Below are 22,174 nucleotides of genomic sequence, written 5' to 3' on the forward strand. Positions count from 1 at the left end.
TCGCGAAGCCCGAGCCGCACACAGCCCGCGCGTGTCTCTTTGTCGACTTCCCAACTGATATATCGGTTGCCGCCACTGCCTCTGACCTGCACTTACCCCCCTTATGCAAAAAACGTTTGCGGACGTCCGCAAACGTTTTTTGCATAAGGGCTGTGCAACGAGGTGTTTCGGGGTCAGTTCCAGCGGTCGTGGAGGGGGCGGGCGCCCGCGGCTTGTTCGGCCCACGGCACCCATGCCGCGGCGGCGCCGGCGGGGGACGACCACGGCTCGTCCGCGTAGACCAGGCGGGTGCCCGGCTGGTCGAGCCAGCGCAGGACGACCGCGGCCTCTTCCGGAGGTGCGCCTCGCAGCGGGCCGGGGCTCGGGACGACTGTCTCCGCTGAGGCGACGAGTGCGTCGACCACCGGCATCGGGCGGGTGCCGCGGCGGGCGACTCCGGCGGAGGCGAGGCGGCCGTAGCGCACGACCGAGAACTCCCAGCCGCCTTCACGGTCGGGTCTGGCGGCCACGAGCTGGGGAAGTGCGGCGAGGGCTGCCAGGCGCTGGGCTCGGTCCAGGGACCGGACCAGGCCTGCCAGGCGGTCGCGGTGGCGGGCGGCCTCCTCGAAGCGTTCGGCCGAGGCCAGGCCGCCGAGCTGGGTGACGAGCGTGCGTAACGGGTCCGCGCTGCGGCCCACGACCAGATCGCGCACGGCGACCACGGCAGGGGAGTACTCGTCGACCGTCTGCCGGCCCGCGCAGGGGGCCTTGCAGCGGTCGAGCTCGGCCAGGGCGCACGGGGAGGCGCGTTGGTTCGTGGCCGGGATCTTGATGGTGCACGAGCGCAGCGGTACGGCGTCCAGCAGTGCGTCCGCGACCGACTCGGCTGCCTTTCGGGTGCGGAACGGGCCCAACGCGCCGTCTCGTGGGACCTTGACCAGTGAGATCCGGGGGAACGGCTCATCGGTCAGCGTCAGCCACCAGGCGTGGTGGGGGTTCTTCGAACGCCGGTTGTAGGCGGGGCGGTGCGCGCGCAGGAGCCGGAGTTCGCGCACCTCGGCCTCCAGCGGGTGGGAGCACTCCACGGCGTCGACACGCACGGCGAGGGCGACCATCTCGCGCAGCCTGCGCCGGCCCTCGCTCGCCGTGAAGTACTGGCGGACCCGGCGCCGCAGGTCTGACGCCGTGCCGACGTAGAGGACCTCCTCCTTCGGGCCGCGGAAGAGGTACACGCCCGGCGTGGACGGCAGGTGGGCGGCCAGCGAGCGTTTGCGGCGTTGTTCCGGTGTCACCTCGGGCAGGTATGCCAGCAGTTCTTCCAGAGAGTGCACGCCCACGTTCCCGACGCGCTCCAGCAGCGTGTGCAGCACCTCGACGGTGGTGCGGGCGTCGGCCAGCGCCCGGTGCGTCGGCTTGGTCTCCGTGTGGAACAGGTCCGAGAGCGCGGACAGCCGGCACGACGGCGCCTCGTCGCGGCTCAGCACCCTCCGCGCCAGCTTCACGGTGCAGACGACCGACGGCTTCGGCCAGCGGTAGCCGTGGCGTTCGCAGGCGGCCTTCATGAAGGTGACGTCGAAGCCCGAGTTGTGCGCCACCAGGACGGATCCGGCCGCGAACTCCAGGAACGCGGGCAGCACCGTCTTCATGGTCGGCGCGCCCGTCACCATCAACTGCGTGATCCCGGTCAGCTGCGCCACCATCGGCGGGATGCCGCGCTCCGGGTCGACGAGCGTGGCGAACTCGCCGAGGACCTGGCCGCCGCGCACCTTCACCGCGCCGATCTCGGTGACGGCGTCCTCCTCGGCACTGCCGCCCGTGGTCTCCAGGTCGAAGACGACGAACGTCGTGTCGCGCAGGGGCGTCCCGAGCTCGTCGAAGGACAGTTGTCCGGTCACGTGGCTGACGTTAGCGACGGGGTCTGACAATTTTTTGAGCTGATCTTCGGTGGCGCTCTGACCTGCGGTTGCTCCATTGGAGTGGTGATCGGGTGATCTTTTCCAGATCGTTGTTGCGAAGGGCGGACACGTCCGTGCGTTGACCGAGTGCCGGGGCTCTAGCCTGATGGGGTGCCCGACCCGATGCCCGAGCCCGAGTTCGACCAGCCTGCCGATGACGCAGGTGAGTCCGCGGATGATTCCACTGTCGAATCCTCTGTGGACTGGTCGGCCCTGCCGGAGCCGTTGCGGGTGAGGCTCGCCGAGTTGGGGGCGGACGCGCTGGGCGAGATGGCGAAGGTCGACGTGCCCCAGCACCTGCGGCCGGTGGCGAAGTTCGCCCCGACCAAACGCGCCCGTCTGGGTGGCGTGCAGGTCGTGGCCGGCCTGCGGGACTCCGCGAACTTCCGCACCGCCGTGGTCGAGTGGCTGCGCAAGAACAGGCCGTCGACGCTCGAGGTGACCTCGCCGGACCCGATGACGGCGGCCGCGGCGGCGGTGCTGACCGGTGACGAGGTCGCGCTGCACTACGTGGAGCTGGTGACGCGCCGGGTGGGCGACGCGACGCTGCGAGCCGAACGGGACGCGGCCGTCGTGCGCGCGGAACGGCTGGAGAGCGAGCTGGAACGGCTGCGGTCCGAGCGCAGCCAGCTCGACGGCGCCACCGAACGCGTCCGCGCGGATGCCGAGGTCGAGCTGGAACGCCTGCGCAAGCGGTTGCGCGAGCAGGGCGTGAAGCTGCGCGAGGCCAAGGACGCCGCCGAGGCGGCGGCCGCCGAGGTGCACAAGATCCAGGAGCGCACCGCGGACGAGGTCAAGCGCCTGTCCGCCGAGCGCGACCGGGAGCGCGAACGCGCCGAGACCGAACGTGGCAAGGCGCAGCGCGCGATCGCCGACGCCGAGGTGGCCCGGCAGTCCGCACGGGAGGCCCGGCAGGCCGACGAGGTGCGGCTCGCGCTGCTCGTGGACACCCTCGACGGCGCCGTGACGGGACTGCGCCGCGAGCTGGCTCTGGGAGAAGGCGCCGGGCCGCGTCCCGCCGATCTCGTGCGGGGTGCCAGCGCGTCGCAGGGGGTCGTGGGCAGGGTGGAGGACCCCGCGGCTCTGGATCGGCTGCTGGCGTTGCCCGTGGTGCACCTGGTGGTGGACGGCTACAACGTCACGAAGACCGGCTATCCGGAGCTGTCGCTGTCGGATCAACGCGATCGGCTGGTGCACCAGCTGGCGGTGCTGGCCGCGCGCACGGGTGCCGAGGTGACGCTGGTGTTCGACGGCGCCGGGGTGGTGGCCGTACCCGCGGCTGCCCCTCGTGGCGTGCGCGTGCTCTTCAGCGACCCCGGTGTTCTGGCCGATGACGTGATTCGTGCACTGGTCACCGCGGAGCCCGAGGGGCGGCCCGTGGTGGTGGTGACGTCGGACCGAGCGGTCGCGGATTCGGTGCGCCGTCGTGGCGCGCACCCGGTGCCGTCCGCTGTGTTGCTGGCCCGTCTCGGGCGTGTTTGATCACCCGGTAGCCTGACGCCGTCGATCTTGGCGGTCTTGTTCTGGCGAGGGGGATCGGCGACCTCATGTCGCGCAACTTCACCCGTGGTTTCCTGGTTCTCCTGCTGCTCCTCCCGGTCGCTCCGGCCGTGTCCTCGGCCGCGCAGCCGGCCGATCCCGCGCGTGCGTACGCGGATCTGACAGCGCAGGCGACGAAGCTCAACGAGGAAGTCCTGCGCGCTCAGGAAGACCTCGTCCAGCGCAAGGCCGAGCTCGACCGCGCGACCGCGACAGTGGTGGCGGCGCAGCAGATCGAGCGGCAGGCCAAGCGCGACGAGGACGACTACCAGGGGCAGGTCGACCTCATCGCCCAGGCGTCGTTCGAGGGGGCGCGGTTCAACCAGCTGTCGGCGCTGCTCGTCGCGGACTCGCAGCAGGACTTCCTGAACCGCCTCGAGATGATGCGGATGCTCGCCTCCGACAAGGCGGAGTCGCTCGCACGGCTGTCCGCCGCGGTGGAGAAGGCCCGTCAGGCGCACCAGGTGGCGGAGAGCGCGCGGGCGCGTGCCGCGGAGACGACCGCGGCGGCCGAGAAGCTGAAGAGTGACCTGGACGCGCGCAACCAGGCGCTGCAGGCGCAGATAAACCAGGTGCGGACGGCGCTGACGCGGTTGCCCGCCCCCGTCGTGAACCAGCTGCGCGACCCCGGCGACCGCTCGCAGGTCAGCGTGCCGTCCGGGGTGGCGGGTCTCGCCCTGACGTTCGCGCTGGGGCAGCGTGGGGACGACTACCAGTACGGCGGCACAGGGCCTGAGCGGTGGGACTGCGCGGGACTGACGATGAAGGCCTATGCGGCCGCGGGCTTCACGATTCCGCGCACCTCGGGCGGACAGGCCGGAGTCGGGCGCGCGGTGTCGCGTGGCGATGTCCGCGCGGGCGACCTGATCATCTACTACTCGAGCCGTTCGCACGTGGCCATGGCGGTCGACAACGCACGGGCGGTGCACGCCTCCACCGAGGGCCAGCCGGTGAAGATCGCACCGATCGACACCATCGGGCCCATCGCCGTGATTCGGCGCATCGAGGGCTAGCGTTGCGCCGGTGAAGCACCTCCGGACGTTGCTGGCGGTCACCGTCGCCATGACGTTCCTGCTGGGCGTCAGCGTTGCACTACGGCCCGTTGAATTGCAGCCGACCGCAACAACCCATTGCAATGAGGCGGTGCTGACGGCTGCTTCTGGCACTGTGAGCAGCAGTTCTTGTGATGGCGCGCTGGCATCGCGGGTATCGGGGTTGCTGGACTCCTCGGTGCGCGACGTCGCCGATATATTGGATATCAGTTGGGTTCGGCGGGTCGACGTCGTCGTTCCGGCATCGGACACCGAGCTCGTGTCGCTCGTCGGGCCCGCGTTCGCGGACATGGCCGGGGTCGCCATCAGGGACGGTTCCGGGCAGCGCGTCATCATCAACCGGGTACGCGCGTCGACGTTGTCGGACGTGGAGTTGAGCGTGCTGCTGAGGCACGAGATCACGCATGTCGCGACGCGCGACCTGACCACGGACTCGGCCCCGCTGTGGCTGGTCGAGGGGTTCGCGGACTGGGTGGCGTTCCACGGCACGGGGCTGTCGCTTCGTCAGGCCGCGCCGCTGCTGAAGTCGGACGTCTCGGCGTTGCCGGTCGACTTCGGCGGCTCGGGGCGTGATCTCGCGTACCAGCAGGCGTACTCGATCATGGTCTACCTCCAGTCGAGGCTGGGGGAGCGGGGTGTCGTGGACTTCTTCCTGCGGCACGCGTCCTTGTCCGCAGTGGACGCTGGTGTCATCGACGTGGCGGGCTGGCGCGAGTTTCTGAAAACGAGCATCGGATAGCGTTGAGTTCGTGCGTCGAACTCTGCTGGTGACCAACGACTTCCCGCCCCGCCCCGGTGGCATCCAGTCCTACCTGCACGCTTTGGCGACACGCCTGCCCGCGGACTCGCTCGTCGTCTACGCGCCGAAGTGGAAGGGTGCGGAGGAGTTCGACGCCGAGCAGCCGTTCCCGGTGGTGCGGCATCCCACGTCGCTGATGCTGCCGACGCCGGACGTCCTTGCCCGCGCGCGTGACATCGCCCGTGCCGAGTCGTGCGAGGCAGCGTGGTTCGGGGCGGCGGCACCGCTGGCGTTGCTGGCGCCGTCACTCGGTCTGAGCCGTGCGGTGGCGTCCACGCACGGGCACGAGGTCGGCTGGTCGATGCTGCCGGTGGCGCGGCAGGCGCTGCGGGCGATCGGGTCCGGAGTGGACGTCGTGACCTACGTCAGCCGCTACACCCGCTCCCGGTTCTCGGCGGCGTTCGGGCCGATGGCGGCGCTGGAGCATCTACCGTCCGGTGTGGACACCGAGCAGTACCGCCCCGATCCTGCCGCGGGTGCCGAGATGCGCCGCCGGTACGGGCTGGGCGACCGGCCGGTGATCGTGTGCGTGTCGCGCCTGGTGCCGCGCAAGGGCCAGGACGTCCTGATCCGCGCGCTGCCGCTCATCCAGCGCTCGGTGCCGGACGCCGCCCTGCTGATCGTCGGCGGCGGGCCGTACCGCAAGACGCTCGAGAAGATGGCCGCCGGTTCCCGCGACATCGTGCTGACCGGCTCGGTGCCGTGGGAGGAACTGCCCGCGCACTACAACGCCGGCGACGTCTTCGCGATGCCCTGCCGCACGCGCGGCCGTGGCCTCGACGTCGAAGGGCTCGGCATCGTCTACCTCGAAGCCTCCGCGGCCGGGCTGCCCGTCGTGGCCGGACGGTCCGGCGGCGCCCCGGAGACCGTGCGGGACGGCATCACCGGCAACATCGTCGACGGACTCGACGTCGAGAACGTCGCCGCGCGGATCGCCTCGCTGCTCGCCGATCCCGAGACGGCGGCCAAGATGGGACGCGCCGGCCGCGAGTGGGTCAGCGACCACTGGCGCTGGGACCAGCTCGCACACCGCCTCGAGAACCTCTTCGGCTGACCGATATCCAATATCCAATATCCGATATATTGGATATTGGATATTGGAACGGGCGTGCGAAATGTCGTACGATAAGACAACGTTGTCATCCACCCAGCGATATATGGCATATCGCTGGGTGGATGAAGTGGATCAGGAAAGGGTCAGGCGAGTTCGCGGGCCCGGTTCTCCAAAGCGCGCAATCCCAGCTCGGCGCTGCGCCGCACGGCCTGGTCGGCGGCGGAGCGAGAATCGGCGGGACGGTGGAGATCGCGCAGCACCACGGCCAGGTCGATCAGCGCGCGGACCTCGCCCGAGGCGAAGCCGATCCGCCGGGCCGTCGTCAGAGCCTGCTCGAACAGTTTGGCGGCCGTGTCGAAGTCGGACAGCGCACGATGGGTCTCGCCGAGCGTGATCCGGACCGATGTCGCCACCTGCTGGTCGCCCCCGTCGGCCACGAGGGACAGCGCGCGCGAGGCCAGGGACAGGGCCGCGCCGGTGTTGCCGGAGGCGAGTTCCAGTGCGGCGAGGTTCTCCAGGGTCTCGGACTCGCCGGCGGGGACGTTGCCGATCTCCAGGGCGCGTTCGAGGTGGGCGCGGGCCTCGTCGAGACGGCCCTGCAGGCGCAGGGCCATGCCGAGGTAGGTGTGGCTGTCGGCGTTCGGCGCCAGGGTCAGCGCCTGCGAGAAGTGCTCGACCGCGCTGTCGATCTCGCCGAGTTCCACGGCGAGCTGGCCGAGGTTGTACAGGCCGGTGCTGACGCTGTCCGCCGGCGCCGAGCGCAGCATCTCCAGGCAGCGGACCAGGGTGTCCTTCGCAGCGACCAGGTCTCCTGAACGGCGGTGCACGAGGCTGAGGTTGTTCAGCGCGCCCGCCTCGGCGTCCTTGTCGCCCAGGGCCCGGTACAGCTCGATGGCGTGGTCGTGGTGCCCAACGGACCGTGTGTACTCGCCCAGCCGCAGGTAGAGGGTGCCGAGGTTCGCGTGCATCGCGGCCTCGGCCGCGCGGTGCGCGGACTTCTGGGCGGCCTGCAGGCCGTGGTGCGCCGTCGCGAGCCATTCGCCGACGTGCTGGCCGATCCAGAGGTAGCCGCGCAGGGCGTCCGCCAGTTGCCAGGCCATCACCGCCGGGCCGTGCTCGGCCGCGTGCCGGATGGCGGCGATCAGGTTCGGGCGTTCCGCGTCCAGCCACGCGAGGGCCTCGGCCGACGTCGAGATCCGCGGTGCCGGGCCCGTGGGCGACGACGGCAGCCGCACGATCCCGGGGTAGAGCAGCTCGGCGCAGCGCTCGACACCGCGCAGGTAATGGTCGAGCAGCGCCGTCCACGACGCCTGCTGCTCGGACGGGCTGTCCGCCTCCTCCCGCACCATGGCGGCGTAGCGGACCAGTTCGTCGTGGAACCGGTAGCGGCCGGGAACCGGGGACACCACCAGCCGCGCGATCGCCAGCACCGTCAGCAGGCCGTCGGCGTCCACGTCGGCCAGCGCGGACGCGGCCTCCGGCGTGAAGTCCGGCCCCGGCACCAGCGACAACAGCCGGAACAACCGCTGCGGCGCGGGAGGCAGCGCGGCATAGGCCAGCTCGATCGGCGATCCGGAGATCGTCACGCCGCCGCGTCCGGCCAGGTACGCCGCCGCCACCCGCAACGCCAGCGGCAGGTGCCCGCACCGCACCGCCAGCTCAGCGTGATCACCCGGTCCAAGCAGCTTCTCCAGCAACGACGCCGACTCCGCCGCCGGGAACACGTCCACCGGCACGGTCCGCGCGCCGTTCATCGCGATCAGCCCGCGCAGATCGTCCCGCGACGTCACGATCACCCGGCACGACGCCGTCCCCGGCAGCAACGGCCGCACCTGGTCCGGCGCGGAGGCGTTGTCCAGCACCAGCAGCATCCGCCGTCCCGACAGCAACGACCGCAGCATCGTGCTCTGCTCGTCCGCGTCCGGCGGGATCTCGTCCGGCGGCACGCCCAGCGCCCGCAGGAACCGCGACAGCACGTCCACCCCGTCCGCGGGTGCCCCCAGCGCGTATCCACGCAGGTCGACGTAGAGCTGCCCGTCCGGGAACCGGTCCCGCAGCAGGTGCGCCACGTGCACCGCCAGCGTCGTCTTGCCCACGCCCGGCTGCCCCGCGAGCGTCACGATCGGCACCGACCCGCCGGCGATCAGCCCGGAGACCCGCTCCACGTGCCAGGACCGCCCGGTGAAGTCCGCTATGTCGTCCGGCAGCCGCATCGGCGACGACCGCGCGCGTTCCGGTTCCCGCGCCACCACAGGCGCCGCCAGCTCCGGCGCCCCCATCAGGATCGCCTGGTGCAACGACCGCAGCTCGTCCGACGGGTCGATGCCGAGCTGCTCGTCCAGCGTCCGGTCGAGCTGCCGGAACGCCTCCAGCGCCTCCGCCTGCCTGCTGCCGCGGTACAGCGCGAGCATCAGCTGCGCCCAGAACCGTTCCCGCAACGGGTGGTCCCGCGTCAGCCCGAACAGCTCCGGCACCAGGTCCGCGTGGTTGCCCAGCGCGAGCTCCACGTCGATCCGCTGCTCGTGCACCCTCATCAGCAACTCGGTCAGCCGCGGCGCGTGCTCCGAGTGCAACGTCTCCGAAGGCACGTCCGACAGCACCGGCCCGCGCCACAGATCCAACGCCTCTGCGAACGCCGAACGTGCCGTGACCAGGTCGGATGACGACGCGGCCGCACGTCCGCGAGCCGCCGCGTCAGCGAAGCGATGAGCGTCCACGGCCAGCGGGTCCACCCGCATCCGATAGCCGTCCGCGGCCGTCTGGATCAGCGACGGATCACCCAGCGCCGCCCGCAGCCGCATCACGTACGTCTGCAACGTCCCACGCGTGCGCGCGGGCGGTGTGTCCCCCCACACGTGCTCGACGAGTTCCGTCACGGGAACGACGCGGTTCGGCCGCAGCAGCAACGCCGCCAGCAACGCCCGGTGCTTGCCCGCCCGCAACACGACGGCGGAGCCCTCCAGGCGTACTTCCAACGGGCCGAGCAGCCGGAACTGCGGACCCGAAGCCATCGCCAACCCCTCGTGCGAGCCAGATCTACCCCGTCTGCCTCACAGCCTATTAGCGTGCTGTCGCCGAGTGACATCGGCGCGTCAGCGATACGTCAGCGCCATACGGCAATCTTCTTCATGTCCCGGTCGGGGGGCCGGGGCAACACACTTCTCGGGTTCTGCGGAAGTCTCCGCGGATCACGATCGCTGGGGGTCGAAAGGCCCAGGAGCACTCTCTGGCTCCTGGGCCTTTCGCGCTTTCTACCTGCTGTTACTTCGCGTAGATCGCGTCGATGTCGGACGCGAAGGTCGTCGCCACGACGGAGCGCTTCAGCTTCAGCGACGGCGTCATCTCGCCGCCCGCCTCGGTGAAGTCGACCGGCAGCACCCGGAACCTGCGGATCGCCTCTGCCTGGGACACCGACTTGTTCGCGTCGTCCACCACGGCCTGGATCTCCGCCAGCAGGTCCGCGTCCTCGATCAGGTCGGGGACCTCGGCCGACGCCGGCTTGCCGTGCGACTCCTTCCACGACGGGAAGAACTCCGGGTCGATCGTGATCAGCGCGCCGATGAACGGCTGCTTGTCGCCGACGACCATGCACTGCGAGATCAGCGGGTGCGCCCGGATCCGGTCCTCGAGCTGCGCGGGGGAGACGTTCTTGCCACCGGCGGTGACGATGATCTCCTTCTTGCGGCCCGTGATCTTCAGGAACCCGTCGCCGTCGAGCTCGCCGATGTCACCGGTGTGGAACCAGCCGTCCTCCAAGGCCTCCTTGGTGGCGGCCTCGTTGTTCCAGTAGCCGGTGAACACGATGTCGCCCTTGATGAGGATCTCGCCGTCCTCGGCGATCTTCACCGACGTGCCGGGCACCGGCAGGCCGACCGTGCCGACCTTCTCCTGGCCCCGGAACGTCACGCACGCCGCCGCCGACGTCTCGGTCAGGCCGTAGCCCTCGTAGACCGGGATGCCCGCGCCGCGGAAGAAGTGCGACAGCCGGGCACCCAGTGGTGCGCCACCGGAGACCGCCGCGATCGCGCGACCGCCCAGGGCTGCACGCAGCTTCGTGAACACCAGCTTGTCGAACACCGCGTGCTTGACCCGCAGGCCGAGACCGGGACCGCCGTTGTCGAGCGCCGTGCTGTACGCGACCGACGTGGCCTCGGCGGCGTCGAAGATCTTGCCCTTGCCGCCGGCGTGCGCCTTCTGCTTGGCGCCGTTGTAGACCTTCTCGAACACGCGCGGCACCGCGACGACGAACGTTGGGCGGAACTGGCCGAGGTCCGCCACAAGGTCCTTCACGTCCGCCGTGTGGCCCACGGTCGCCCGCGAGTACACACACGCCAGCGCCAGAGCACGCGCCAGGATGTGCGCCAGCGGCAGGAACAGCAGCAGCGAGTTGCCGGCCGTGAGGATCTCCGGGAACCGCGACAGCGCCGACCGCACCTCGGACAGCAGGTTGCGGTGCGTCAGCGTGCAGCCCTTGGGACGGCCGGTGGTGCCGGACGTGTAGACCAGCGTCGCCGTGTGCTCCGCCTTCACCTGCCCGCGGCGCTCGTGCACCTGCTCGTCGGTGATCTCGGCACCGAGCGCGGTCAGTTCGTCGACCGCGGCGGCCGCTCCGTCGATCTGCCACACGTGGCGCAGTTCGGGCAGCTTGCCGACGACGTCGTCGACCATCGCGCGGTGCGAGGACGCCTCGACGAACACCGCCGCCGCGCCCGAGTCGGACAGGATCCACTCGATCTGGTCCGCCGACGACGTCTCGTAGATGGGCACCACGACGCCGCCCGCCGCCCAGATGGCGAAGTCGAGCAACGACCACTCGTAGCGGGTCTTGGAAACCAGGCCGACCCGGTCGCCGAGCTCCAGACCGGCTGCTACCAGGCCTTTCGCGACGGCCATGACCTGCGCGGCGAAGTCACGCGCGGTGATGTCGACCCAGGTGCCGTCGATCTGCCTGCGGAAGCTGACGGCGTTGCCGAAGCGCTCCGCATTGGCCCACACCATGTCGGTGAGGTTTTCCTCCGGAGCCACTGCGGCCGTGGCGGGGACGCTGAACTCGCGCACGTCAACCTCCGTACGGTGAAATGTTACTGGTGGGGAAACCTAGCGTGTGATTCCGGCGATACAAAGGCTGGTACGCCCTTCCGTTACCTTTTGTCCTCATGGCCAGCGTGGACGTCGTCGACGAGACTTTCCTCGCGGTACCACCCAGAGTGGTCGCCGCCGCCTTCGCCTCGCCCTCCTCCTGGAGGGAGTTCTGGCCTGATCTGGAGCTGGACGTCTACGCCGACAGGGGCGAAGAGGGCCTGCGCTGGACGGTCGGAGGCGCGCTCGTCGGCACGATGGAGGTCTGGCTCGAGCCCGTGCTCGACGGCACTGTGCTGCACTACTTCCTCCGTGCTGATTCGCCCTCCGGGTCGCTCACGCCCCGCAACGCCCTCCGCGAGGTGCAACGGCGTCAGCTCGACGCGAAGTCCGTCTCGCTGGGGCTCAAGCTGACTCTGGAGGACGGTCGTCCGGCCGGCTGCCCGCCGCAAGGGTGATCTTGCTTGACGTGCGTCTCACAAAACACCTCCATGCGGCGTCAACTAAGTTGGAACCGTGCGGGTTCACGTGGTTTCCGATGTGCACGGCAACGCGGAGGCGCTCGCGCGCGCCGGTGACGGTGCGGACGCTCTCGTCGTGCTCGGCGACCTGATCGACTTCGTCGACTACCACGACCATTCCAAGGGGATCCTCGGCCGCGTCTTCGGCGCCGAGAAGGTCGGGATCTTCGCCGAGCTGAGGCGCGGCACCAGGCGCGCGGACACGGCCAGCTACATCCGGTCGCTGTGGGACGGTCTCGCCGACGCCCGTTCCGTGGTGGAGGAAGCGGTGCTGGAGCAGTACCACGCGTTGTTCAGCGCCATGTCCGCGCCGACGTACGTGACACCGGGCAATGTGGACAGTCCGCACCTGTGGCCGCAGTTCGCCGGCGCCGGCGTGCACGTCCTCGACGGTGAGGCCGCGGAGATCGGCGGGCTGAGGTTCGGCTTCGCCGGCGGCGGGCTGATGGTGCCCGGACTGGTCCGCAACCCCAACGCGCCGTGGTTCCCGTACCTGCGCACGGAGGAGGACATGGCGTCGGCGCTGGACCGGATGGGGCAGGTCGACGTGCTGTGCACGCACATCCCACCCCTTGTCCCGGAACTGACCTACGACGTCGTCGCGCGCCGTCCCGAATGGGGATCACGGGCCGCGCTGGAGAAGATCCGGCGCGAACGTCCGCGCTGGTCGGTCTTCGGCCACGTGCACCAGCCGCTGGCCCGGCGCGTGCGCGTCGGCTACACCGAGTGCGTCAACGTCGGGCACTTCCAGCGCAGCGGCAAGCCTCACGTCCTGAATTGGTAGCCACGCGAGTAACCTCCACGTCTATGGCCGACGAGTCCACTCAGTCCATCGTCATCGACGCTCCGCCTGAGAAGATCATGGCGATCATCGCGGACTTCCCGTCGTACCCGGACTGGGCGAACGGGATGAAGGAAGTCGAGGTCCTCGACACCCGCGACGACGGCCGTGCCGAGCAGGTGCGGTTCGCGATCGACCAGGGGCCCGTGAAGGACGAGTACACGCTGAAGTACGACTGGGCCGCCGACGGTCTGTCGGTGAAGTGGGAACTCGTCAAGGGCACCATGCAGAAGGCGCAGCAGGGCAGCTACGTGCTCTCGCCGTCCGGTACCGGCACCAAGGTCACCTACACGCTGTCGGTGCAGCTGGTGATCCCGATGATCGGGCTGTTCCGCCGCAAGGCCGAGAAGATGATCCTCGACACCGCGCTCAAGGAGCTCAAGAAGCGCGCGGAGAAGGCGGCTTGAGCCGGGTCCTGCTCTTCACCGGCAAGGGCGGGGTCGGCAAGACGACGCTGTCGGCGGCGACCGCGGCCTCACTGGCCGCGCACGGCCGCAAGGCGCTCGTGGTCTCCACCGATCCCGCGCACTCGCTGGGCGACGCGCTCGACGTGCGTCTCGGCGCCGAACCGTCCGAAGTGGACGGCTCGGCCGGCCTGTTCGCCTGCCAGATCGACCCGCGCGGCCTCGTCGACGAGGCGTGGGGCGAGCTGCGCGGGCACCTGCGGACCGTGCTGGCGGGCGCCGGCGTCGACGAGCTCGACGCCGAGGAACTGACCGTGCTGCCGGGCGTCGAGGAACTCCTCGCGCTGGCGGAGGTGCGGCGGCTCGCGGCGTCCGGGCCGTGGGAGGTCGTGGTCGTCGACTGCGGGCCGACCGCGGAGACGTTGCGGCTGCTGTCGCTGCCCGAGGCGTTCGCGGGCTATCTCGAACGGCTCTTCCCCACCCACCGGCGCGTGGTGCGCGGGCTCCTCGCGGGCGTCGCGGGCACCGGGACCGTCGAGAAGTGGGACGCGACGGCCGACGCGCTGAGCCGCCTCGCCGAGCGGCTGGACGCGTTGCGCTCGATGCTCGCGGACTCCTCGTCGTGCTCGGTCCGGCTCGTGCTGACGCCCGAACGCGTCGTCGCCGCCGAGACCCGCCGCACGCTGACCGCGTTGGCGCTGCAGGGAATCCGGGTCGACAGCGTGATCGCGAACCGCGTGGTGCCCTCGCCGGGTGCCGCGCGCGGTGCCGCCGCCTCCTGGCTGCGGACCCGCCGGCACGAGCAGGACGCCGTGCTGGCCGAACTGACCGGGATCGGTGAGATCCGCACGGTCGACCACCGCGCGTCGGAGCCCGTGGGTGTTCAGGCGCTGCTGGAGGTCGCCGAGCAGCTCTACGGCGATTCGGATCCGCTGCCGGGCGTCGCGGTGTCGGAGTCGTTGCTGGAGGTGTCGGGCAGCGGGCGTGGACTCGACGCCCGATACTCGCTGCGGATCGCGTTGCCGCTGTCCGACGACACGGAGCTGGACCTCGCGCGCGTGAGCGACGACCTGGCGCTGACCGTCGATGGGCGGCGCCGGCTCGTGGCGCTGCCGTCGTTGTTGCGGCGCTGCATCGTCACCGGTGCGGAGATGGACTCGGGTGGCGTGACGGTGGGATTCCGGCCGGACCCGTCCCTGTGGCGCTGATCAGGAGCTCGTAGATGACCCAGGACAACACCGGCAAGCTCGCCGAGGAGCTGCGGCTGCTCATCGACACGGCCGCCGAGCGCATGCAGCCGTGGCTGCAGCGCGTCTCCGAGGCCGGCGACGGCTCGCACGAGCCCGAGACGTGCGGCTGGTGCCCGTTGTGCAACGGCGTGGCGTTGCTGCGCGGCGACCGTTCCGAACTGGCCGCGAAGGCCGCCGAACACGCGGCGGGCCTCGTCGCGGTGCTGCGGGCGGCCCTGCGCGAGCCCGGCACCCAGCAGCCCTCACCGCCTGCCGGCGACGAACCGGCTCCCGACGCCGGGCAGCGCGTGCAGCACATCAAGGTCGTCAGGAAGTCCGACTAGTGCTCACTGTCGGAGTGGACATCGGCGGCACCAGCGTGCGCGCCGGCGTCGTGGACCCGCGCGGCTCGGTCCTGGACACCTCGCGCGCCCCCACGCCCGCCGGCGAACGCGCCCTCGAGGACGCGATCGTCGCCGCCGTGGAGGAGGTGGCGAGCCGCCACGCCGTGAGCGCCGTCGGTCTCGCCGTGGCGGGCTTCATCGCCTCAGACCGCCGCACGGTCCGTTTCGCGCCCCACCTGGCGTGGCGGCAGGCGGACGTGGCCGACCGCATGAGCGACCGCCTGGGCATGCCGGTCGTCCTGGAACACGACGCGAACGCCGCCGCCCTGGCCGAACACCGTTTCGGCGCGGCCCGAGGCGCGAAGACCGCGGTCCTCGTCGCCATCGGCACGGGCATCGGAGCAGCTCTGCTGCTCAACGGCGAGGTCTTCCGCGGCGCGTACGGCGTGGCCCCCGAACTGGGCCACCTGCGCGTCGTCCCGGACGGCCGTCCCTGCCCGTGCGGCAAGAACGGCTGCTGGGAGCGCTACTGCAGCGGCACGGCCCTGAGCGCGACCGCCGTGGAACTGCTCGCCAAGCACCCCGGCGTCTCGACCGTGCTGGCGCGCGAGGCGGCAGGCGACTCCCGTGCGGTGACCGGCCGCCGGGTGGCCGGAGCGGCCCGCGACGGCGATCCGCTGGCCAAGCGGGCGATGGCCGACCTGGCCCGCTGGCTCGGCGAGGGCCTGGCGCTGGTCGCCGACGTCTACGACCCCGAGGTGATCGTCATCGGGGGAGGCGTGTCGACCTCGGCACCGCTGTTCCTAGACGACGCCCGCGAGCGCTACTCCGCCGTGGTGACGGGAGCCGGCCACCGGCCGCTGGCCCGGATCCGCACCGCCCAGCTCGGGGACGACGCGGGCATCGTGGGCGCGGCGACCCTGGCCCGCGAGATGGCCGCGTCGATGGCCAAGCACAACTCCCGCCGCTCCTGACGCAAGTCCTGCCCGCCGCACCGATATATCAGTCACACCCGATATATCAGTTGTGTCGATGCCGCTGACCTGCGTCTTAGCAATGACTCTTTGGACTTCGTCCGCAAAAGACTCATTGCAAAGCCGCGGCAGGGGCGTACAGGGCGTCGTGATGAAGACGCATCTGTTCAAGCCGGGCGGCCGCGCAGTGCACAAGCCGGACGGACTGCGGAAGAGGAAATGGGTGTTCGCGGCGAACGCGTCGGGATTGTTCGCCCGCCGCGAACACTCGGTCCAGGGGACTAGCGGCCGAGCAGGCGCAGGATGCGCGGACGACGGCGCTTGGCCTCGTCCTTCTTGCTCAGGGTCGCCATGGCACGGGCCATCATCAGGTGCTGCATCTGGTCCATGCCCGACACGGTAAGCATGACCGAATCGTTATCAGAAGGTCTGAGTGGCCGTTATCACGTCGTTACCGAGCGGGGCGTGACGTGTCACACCTGCGCGCCGTCGTCCCATCCCGAGTCCGGCGGAGGGCTGTTGCGCATGCGCAGGATCAGCCAGCCGATGCCCGCGCACAGCGCCACCAGCGACAGCGGTGTGCCGATCCGCGACTGCAGGCCGAAGATGCCGGGCGCGACCAGCAGCAGAATGCCCAGCACGAACAGACCGAGGGCCGCGAGGGTCGAGGCGCGCAGCACCGGCAACGGCGGCGGCTCCGGCGGGACGTAATGGTCTTCGTCGGCCGGATCTCGGGATTCGGGCTCGTCGGCGGGGTCCGGTGCCGGATCCTCCGCCACGACGGTGCGTGGGCCGGGCTCGCCGTGCCCGGTCTCGGTGTTCGTCTCCGGGCTCACCTCGTCGAGGTCGAGCCAGTCCTTGCCGACCCCGTCCCGTTCGAGACCCGCGACGATCTCGGCAAAGAGCTCGTCGACGTTCTCCGGTCCGTCGGTCGAGTCGCGCCGGGCGTTCATTCAGAGCCTCTCCACAAAGCCGCAACCCTCTGACCCCTCATCGTTGCACGGTCCGGATGTGTTGCGGGTTACGGCAGTCGGCTCAGTCTCGTTCGCAGGCACGTTCCCGGTCGCGCGTATCCGGGACGGCCGTGACGCACTAACTCGGGACTCGTTGTGTGAGGTGTGGTCGGCTCCGTAGGCTGATTGTCGGGATCAAGGTTCGCGGGGTCTTAAGGGAGGCGCTTCCCAAGGTGCTGTACTGGTTGATGAAGCACGTCCTCCTGGGGCCGATTCTGCGGCTGTTCTTCCAGCCGAAGATCATCGAGGGCGCCGAGAACATCCCCAAGGACGGCGGAGCCATCCTGGCGAGCAACCACCTCGCCGTCTCCGACTCGTTCTTCCTGCCGCTGATGCTGTCGCGGCGCGTCACGTTCCCGGCGAAGATCGAGTACTTCACCGGCACGGGGCTCAAGGGCAAGCTGCAGAAGTGGTTCTTCTCCGGCGTCGGCCAGGTGCCGATCGACCGGTCCAGCGCGTCCGCCGCGCAGGGAGCGCTCGACACCGGTGTGCGGATCGTGCGTGAGGGCAAGCTGCTCGGCATCTACCCCGAAGGCACGCGTTCGCCCGACGCCCGTCTCTACAAGGGCAAGGTCGGCGTCGCGTGGATCGCGCTGGAGTCCGGCGCGCCGGTCATCCCCGTGGCGATGTTCGGCACGGACAAGGCGAACCCCATCGGCTCCAGGATGTGGAAGCCGCACCCGATCCGCATCAAGATCGGCAAGCCGCTCGACTTCTCCCGCTACGAAGGGCTGTCGGGCGACAGGTTCGTGCTGCGGTCGATCACCGACGAGATCATGTACGCGTTGATGGAACTCACCGGCCAGGAGTACGTCGACGTCTACGCGGCGAAGGCCAAGGAGCTGCCCGCCGCCGCGCCGGAACAGGGCGAGAAGGGCGACCGGGTGCCCGAGAAGAAGGCGAGCTGACCGCACCCCTAGGGTGTCGCGGTGCGGTTTTTCTACGACTGTGAGTTCATCGAGGACGGGCTGACGATCGACCTCGTGTCGATCGGTGTGGTCGACGAGGAAGGCCGCGAGTTCTACGCCGTGTCCACCGAGTTCGACCCCGATCGCGCGGGGCCGTGGGTGCGGCAGAACGTCCTCAATCAGCTGCCCTCGCCCGCGGACAAGGCGTGGCGCAGCCGCGAGCGCATCCGCGAGGACCTGCTCGACTTCCTCGGAGCCCGCAACGCCGCGCGCGACGAGATCGAGCTGTGGGCCTGGTTCGCCGCCTACGACCACGTGGCGCTGGCGCAGCTGTGGGGTGCGATGCCGGCGTTGCCGCGCGCGCTGCCCCGGTTCACCCGTGATCTGCGGCAACGCTGGGACGACGTCGGCCGCCCCAAGCTGCCGGCCCCTCCGCTGGACGCGCACGACGCTCTTGCCGACGCGCGGCACAACCTCGCGCGGTGGAAGGTGATCGAGGAACAGCGGCTCAAAATCGGTTTTCCTGTCCGGTAAGTGAGACCCGCGTTGCTGCACCGATACAGCTCGTGACAGTCTGCGTGACACAGAACACGAGAGATGGGGAAGCAGATGCGCATCGGTGTGCTCACTGGCGGTGGTGACTGCCCCGGTCTGAACGCCGTGATCCGGGCCGTGGTCCGCAAGGGCATCAAGGCACACGGCTGGGAGATCGTCGGGTTCCGCAACGGGTGGCAGGGCCCGATCGAGAACCTCACCAAGTCGATCGACCTCGCGGACGTCGAGGAGATCCTCACCCGCGGTGGCACGATCCTGGGCTCGTCGCGCACGAACCCCTACAAGGTCGAGGGCGGTGTCGACCGCATCCGCGAGACCATCGCGGCGAACCGGATCGACGCCATCATCGCGATCGGCGGCGAGGACACCCTCGGTGTCGCCAAGCGCCTCACCGATGACGGCATCGGCGTCGTGGGTGTGCCGAAGACGATCGACAACGACCTCGGCGCCACGGACTACACGTTCGGCTTCGACACGGCCGTCCACATCGCGACCGAGGCCATCGACCGCCTGCGCACCACGGCCGAGTCGCACCACCGTGCGCTCGTCGTCGAGGTCATGGGCCGGCACGCGGGCTGGATCGCGCTGCACTCCGGTCTCGCCGGTGGCGCGAACGTCATCCTCGTCCCGGAGCGCCCGTTCAGCGTCGACAAGGTCGTCGACTGGGTCGAGCGCCGCTTCGAGAGCGAGTTCGCCCCGATCATCGTCGTCGCCGAGGGTGCGATCCCCGAGGGTGGCGCCGAGGTGCTGCACTCCGGTGAGCGCGATGCCTTCGGGCACGTCCGCCTCGGTGGCGTCGGCCAGTGGCTCGCGGAGGAGATCGCGGACCGCACCGGCAAGGAGTCCCGTGCGGCCATCCTCGGCCACATCCAGCGCGGTGGCACGCCGACCGCGTACGACCGCGTCCTCGCGACCCGCTTCGGCCTGCACGCCGTTGACGCCGTCGCTGCCGGTGACTTCGGTACCATGGTCGCGCTGCGCGGTACGGACATCGTCCGCGTGAAGCTGTCGGAGGCGACGGCCGAACTCAAGACGGTTCCGACCGAGCGCTACGAAGAGGCCGAGGTCTTCTTCGGTGCCTGATCTCCGGGCCTGATCTCCGGGGCCCGATAACTCGGATAGTGCTCTGCGGATGCCGGGTGTCGATTCATTGTCGACACCCGGCATTCCGCTTGCATACCGGCTGTGTTCCGGCACGCCACGTTGTCGTCCGGCCCCTGATATCCAATATATCGGTGCCCGTTTTGTCCGACCTTATGCAAAAGACGTTTGCGGACGTCCGCAAACGTCTTTTGCATAAGACCGGTAAGTGCAGGTCAGAAGGCTTTGACGTCGAGGTAGGCGCCGAACGTCCCGAGCCAGTGGTCGGCCATGTAACCGTGCCCGCCGAACACGTACGTCCACCCGGCCTCGCGATGCGCCGACGAGGCCGCGCGAGCCAGCGGCGTGTACCGGTGCCCAGCCGGAAGTGCCTCCGCGATCGCCTCCCAGTTCCACGCGCGCGACAACGCGAGGCCGGCGAGGTGCGAGCCGTAGGGGTCGCTGGGGTCGTCGACCGGGAAGGGCTCGCGCAGCACGCGCCACCGTTCCGACTCGAGGTCCGGCAGGTAGGCGTCGAGCCAACCGGCGAACTCCGCGGTGTCCAGGGCGCGCCGCATCAGGTCGGCCGTCGTCAGCGCGGGGGAGAGGAAGTCGGCGGCGTCCGGTTCGAAACCGCCGTATCCGGCCTCGTCGCGGTGCCACCGCAGTGCCGCGGCGGCACACGCGGCGGCCAGTTCGGTGTCGCCGGTCGCTTGGGCGGCGTCGAACACGAGGCCGGTCGCGAACGCGGTGTTGCTGTGGGTGCCGGTGCGGATCGGCAGGCGTGCCGCCGAGACCCACTCCAGCCACCGGTTCCGCAGCACGTCCGCGATCGGCGCCACCGACCAGGGCAGGCCGGAGGTGCGCAGTTCGGCGTCGAGCAGCAGCAGCCACGCCCAGCCGTACGGCCGTTCCCAGTGCCGTCCGGCCGGGGAGGCGAAGAACGAGGCCTCGGTGGCGCAGTTGTCGGGCGTGATCAGCTTGTCGAGGGCGTTGCGGGCCGTGTCCGCTCCCGCGAGAGAGGGACGCAGTCGCAGCAGGCGCACGGCGAGCCACGTCTGGTGCACGCACGAGTGCCAGTCGAACGACCCGGCGAACACGGGATGCAGCACCCGCTGCGGCACCAGCCGGTCGTCGCCGTCGATGACGTGCGTCCAATGCACCGGGTGGTCGCGCTGGACGTTGTCGACCGCGATGCCCAGCAGCCGGGTCGCGGTGCTGTCATCCAAACGGGTGGCGTTCATGGCCCACATCATGCAATGCGATGTCTCAACTGGGCAGAGGTCGATAGTTGACAAGTAACAGACTTCACCCCGCCGGAGGTAACGGCCGCTACGCCGGATGACTCCCAGCCGGCACCCTGCGAGTGCTGACAGGCCCGGCCTGGTCTCTCAGTGTGGGACAACTAGGATGAGCAGCGTGAACTGGACCGTGGACGTGCCCATCGACACGCTTCCCGAGCTTCCGCCGCTGCCTCCCGAGATGCGCAAGCGCCTGGACGACGCACTGTCGCGCCCGGCCGCCCAGCAGCCCGAATGGCCCGACGCCGAACAGGTGCGTCGTGTGCGGACCGTGCTCGAGAGCGTGCCGCCGATCACCGTGCCCGCCGAGATCGACCGGCTGCACACGCAACTGGCGCAGGTCGCGAACGGTGAGGCATTTCTCCTGCAGGGCGGTGACTGCGCGGAGACGTTCGCTGACAACACCGAGCCGCACATCCGCGCGAACATCCGGACCCTGCTGCAGATGGCCGTGGTGCTGACCTACGGCGCGAGTCTTCCGGTGGTGAAGGTCGGCCGCATCGCCGGCCAGTACGCCAAGCCGCGTTCGTCGGGCATCGACGCGCTCGGCCTGCCGTCCTACCGCGGCGACATCATCAACTCCCTGGTTGCGACGCCCGAGGCCCGGGTCGCCGATCCCGGCCGCATGATCCGCGCGTACGCGAACGCCGGCGCGGCAATGAACCTGCTGCGGGCGCTCACCGGCGCGGGTCTCGCCGACCTGCACCGCGTGCACGACTGGAACCGCGACTTCGTGCGCACGTCGCCCGCGGGCGAGCGCTACGAGGCCCTGGCCGGCGAGATCGACCGCGGCCTGAAGTTCATGTCGGCGTGCGGCGTCAACGACCAGTCGCTGCATGGCACGGAGATCTTCGCCTCGCACGAGGCGCTGCTCCTCGACTACGAGCGCGCGCTGCTCCGCCTCGACACGACGGGCGACGAGCCCAAGCTGTACGACCTGTCGTCGCACTTCGTGTGGATCGGTGAGCGCACCCGCCAGCTCGACGGCGCGCACATCGCGTTCGCCGAGATGCTGGCGAACCCGATCGGTCTCAAGATCGGCCCGACGACGACGCCGGAGATGGCCGTCGAGTACGTCGAGCGCCTCGACCCGCACAACAAGCCGGGCCGTCTGACGCTCATCTCGCGCATGGGCAACCAGAAGGTGCGCGACGTGCTCCCCGCCATCGTCGAGAAGGTCGAGGCCAGCGGCCACAAGGTCATCTGGCAGTGCGACCCGATGCACGGCAACACGCACGAGTCGTCGACCGGCTACAAGACCCGGCACTTCGACCGCATCGTCGACGAGGTCCAGGGCTTCTTCGAGGTGCACCGCCGCCTCGGCACGCACCCCGGCGGCATCCACATCGAGCTCACGGGTGAGGACGTCACCGAGTGCCTCGGCGGTGCTCAGGAGATCTCCGACGCCGACCTCGCCGGCCGCTACGAGACGGCGTGCGACCCGCGCCTGAACACGCAGCAGTCGCTCGAGCTCGCGTTCCTCGTCGCCGAGATGCTGCGCTCCTGACGAGTTCCTGAAGACGAGCTGAAGAACGAAGGGCCCCGCG

19 protein-coding genes are annotated in these 22,174 nt (G+C 70.0%); 14 read left to right on the top strand and 5 right to left on the bottom strand.

The features are described from left to right. Window positions 1-173 precede the first annotated feature (173 nt). Window positions 174-1,874: a DEDD exonuclease domain-containing protein gene (locus IG04_RS0101300; protein ID WP_030474621.1), complete on the bottom strand. Its 1,701-nt coding sequence runs from the start codon at window positions 1,872-1,874 to the stop codon at window positions 174-176. 183 nt (window positions 1,875-2,057) lie between these two features. Here IG04_RS0101300 and IG04_RS0101305 point away from each other — a divergent pair, with 183 nt between their 5' ends. From IG04_RS0101305 to IG04_RS0101320, 4 genes are all read left to right on the top strand, one after another. Beyond that, window positions 2,058-3,416 (top strand): NYN domain-containing protein, encoded by a 1,359-nt coding sequence (locus IG04_RS0101305; protein ID WP_084401781.1) that lies wholly within the window; start codon window positions 2,058-2,060, stop codon window positions 3,414-3,416. A gap of 65 nt (window positions 3,417-3,481) precedes the next feature. Then, window positions 3,482-4,486, top strand: a complete 1,005-nt coding sequence (locus IG04_RS0101310; protein WP_051768626.1) for a C40 family peptidase — start codon at window positions 3,482-3,484, stop codon at window positions 4,484-4,486. 10 nt (window positions 4,487-4,496) lie between these two features. Then, on the top strand, window positions 4,497-5,264 hold the full coding sequence (locus IG04_RS0101315) for a basic secretory protein-like protein (protein ID WP_051768627.1): 768 nt from the start codon (window positions 4,497-4,499) through the stop codon (window positions 5,262-5,264). 10 nt (window positions 5,265-5,274) lie between these two features. Beyond that, the gene (locus tag IG04_RS0101320) at window positions 5,275-6,378 is read left to right on the top strand and encodes a glycosyltransferase family 4 protein (RefSeq protein ID WP_030474625.1); all 1,104 of its coding nucleotides are present in this window, start codon (window positions 5,275-5,277) and stop codon (window positions 6,376-6,378) included. Between the two features lie 143 nt (window positions 6,379-6,521). On the opposite strand, the gene IG04_RS0101325 is transcribed toward IG04_RS0101320, so the two are convergent. Next, a complete protein-coding gene (locus IG04_RS0101325) occupies window positions 6,522-9,389 on the bottom strand; it encodes an AfsR/SARP family transcriptional regulator (protein WP_051768629.1) in 2,868 nt (955 codons plus the stop codon). 250 nt (window positions 9,390-9,639) lie between these two features. After that, window positions 9,640-11,436, bottom strand: a complete 1,797-nt coding sequence (locus tag IG04_RS0101330) for an AMP-dependent synthetase/ligase (RefSeq protein WP_030474627.1) — start codon at window positions 11,434-11,436, stop codon at window positions 9,640-9,642. A 98-nt stretch (window positions 11,437-11,534) separates the two neighbouring features. Between IG04_RS0101330 and IG04_RS0101335 the strand changes: the two genes are divergently transcribed. From IG04_RS0101335 to IG04_RS0101360, 6 genes are read left to right on the top strand one after another with little or no spacing between them, the layout of a single operon-like run. Next, window positions 11,535-11,915, top strand: a complete 381-nt coding sequence (locus tag IG04_RS0101335; RefSeq protein WP_030474628.1) for a hypothetical protein — start codon at window positions 11,535-11,537, stop codon at window positions 11,913-11,915. Window positions 11,916-11,973: 58 nt separating this feature from the next. Next, window positions 11,974-12,762: a metallophosphoesterase family protein gene (locus IG04_RS0101340; RefSeq protein WP_030474629.1), complete on the top strand. Its 789-nt coding sequence runs from the start codon at window positions 11,974-11,976 to the stop codon at window positions 12,760-12,762. Between the two features lie 23 nt (window positions 12,763-12,785). Then, a complete protein-coding gene (locus tag IG04_RS0101345; protein ID WP_030474630.1) occupies window positions 12,786-13,226 on the top strand; it encodes an SRPBCC family protein in 441 nt (146 codons plus the stop codon). Beyond that, window positions 13,223-14,431, top strand: coding sequence for an ArsA family ATPase (locus tag IG04_RS0101350; protein WP_030474631.1), 1,209 nt, complete (start codon window positions 13,223-13,225; stop codon window positions 14,429-14,431). The genes IG04_RS0101345 and IG04_RS0101350 overlap by 4 nt, the downstream gene beginning before the upstream one ends. 14 nt (window positions 14,432-14,445) lie before the next feature. Beyond that, window positions 14,446-14,796, top strand: a complete 351-nt coding sequence (locus tag IG04_RS0101355; RefSeq protein ID WP_030474632.1) for a hypothetical protein — start codon at window positions 14,446-14,448, stop codon at window positions 14,794-14,796. Continuing rightward, window positions 14,796-15,770, top strand: coding sequence for an ROK family glucokinase (locus IG04_RS0101360; protein ID WP_144065481.1), 975 nt, complete (start codon window positions 14,796-14,798; stop codon window positions 15,768-15,770). The genes IG04_RS0101355 and IG04_RS0101360 overlap by 1 nt, the downstream gene beginning before the upstream one ends. Window positions 15,771-16,243: 473 nt before the next feature. Here IG04_RS0101360 and IG04_RS0101370 read toward each other — a convergent pair whose 3' ends face one another. Further along, window positions 16,244-16,723 (bottom strand): hypothetical protein, encoded by a 480-nt coding sequence (locus IG04_RS0101370; RefSeq protein ID WP_030474634.1) that lies wholly within the window; start codon window positions 16,721-16,723, stop codon window positions 16,244-16,246. A 233-nt stretch (window positions 16,724-16,956) separates the two neighbouring features. Here IG04_RS0101370 and IG04_RS0101375 point away from each other — a divergent pair, with 233 nt between their 5' ends. The 3 genes from IG04_RS0101375 to IG04_RS0101385 all read left to right on the top strand — a co-directional run bounded on the left by IG04_RS0101375 (window position 16,957) and on the right by IG04_RS0101385 (window position 19,329). Beyond that, on the top strand, window positions 16,957-17,691 hold the full coding sequence (locus tag IG04_RS0101375) for a lysophospholipid acyltransferase family protein (RefSeq protein WP_030474635.1): 735 nt from the start codon (window positions 16,957-16,959) through the stop codon (window positions 17,689-17,691). Between the two features lie 21 nt (window positions 17,692-17,712). Next, entirely contained in the window at window positions 17,713-18,225 is a 513-nt protein-coding gene (locus tag IG04_RS0101380) for a polyadenylate-specific 3'-exoribonuclease AS (RefSeq protein WP_030474636.1), read from the top strand. Window positions 18,226-18,300: 75 nt separating this feature from the next. Further along, the gene (locus tag IG04_RS0101385) at window positions 18,301-19,329 is read left to right on the top strand and encodes a 6-phosphofructokinase (RefSeq protein WP_030474637.1); all 1,029 of its coding nucleotides are present in this window, start codon (window positions 18,301-18,303) and stop codon (window positions 19,327-19,329) included. Between the two features lie 233 nt (window positions 19,330-19,562). Here IG04_RS0101385 and IG04_RS0101390 read toward each other — a convergent pair whose 3' ends face one another. Continuing rightward, on the bottom strand, window positions 19,563-20,570 hold the full coding sequence (locus IG04_RS0101390; RefSeq protein WP_030474638.1) for a DUF2891 domain-containing protein: 1,008 nt from the start codon (window positions 20,568-20,570) through the stop codon (window positions 19,563-19,565). 175 nt (window positions 20,571-20,745) lie between these two features. Between IG04_RS0101390 and IG04_RS0101395 the strand changes: the two genes are divergently transcribed. Further along, window positions 20,746-22,134, top strand: a complete 1,389-nt coding sequence (locus IG04_RS0101395) for a class II 3-deoxy-7-phosphoheptulonate synthase (protein ID WP_036013201.1) — start codon at window positions 20,746-20,748, stop codon at window positions 22,132-22,134. The last annotated feature ends 40 nt before the right edge of the window (window positions 22,135-22,174 follow it).

The sequence above is a fragment of the Lentzea albidocapillata genome (assembly GCF_000719115.1).
GTDB lineage: Bacteria > Actinomycetota > Actinomycetes > Mycobacteriales > Pseudonocardiaceae > Lentzea > Lentzea albidocapillata.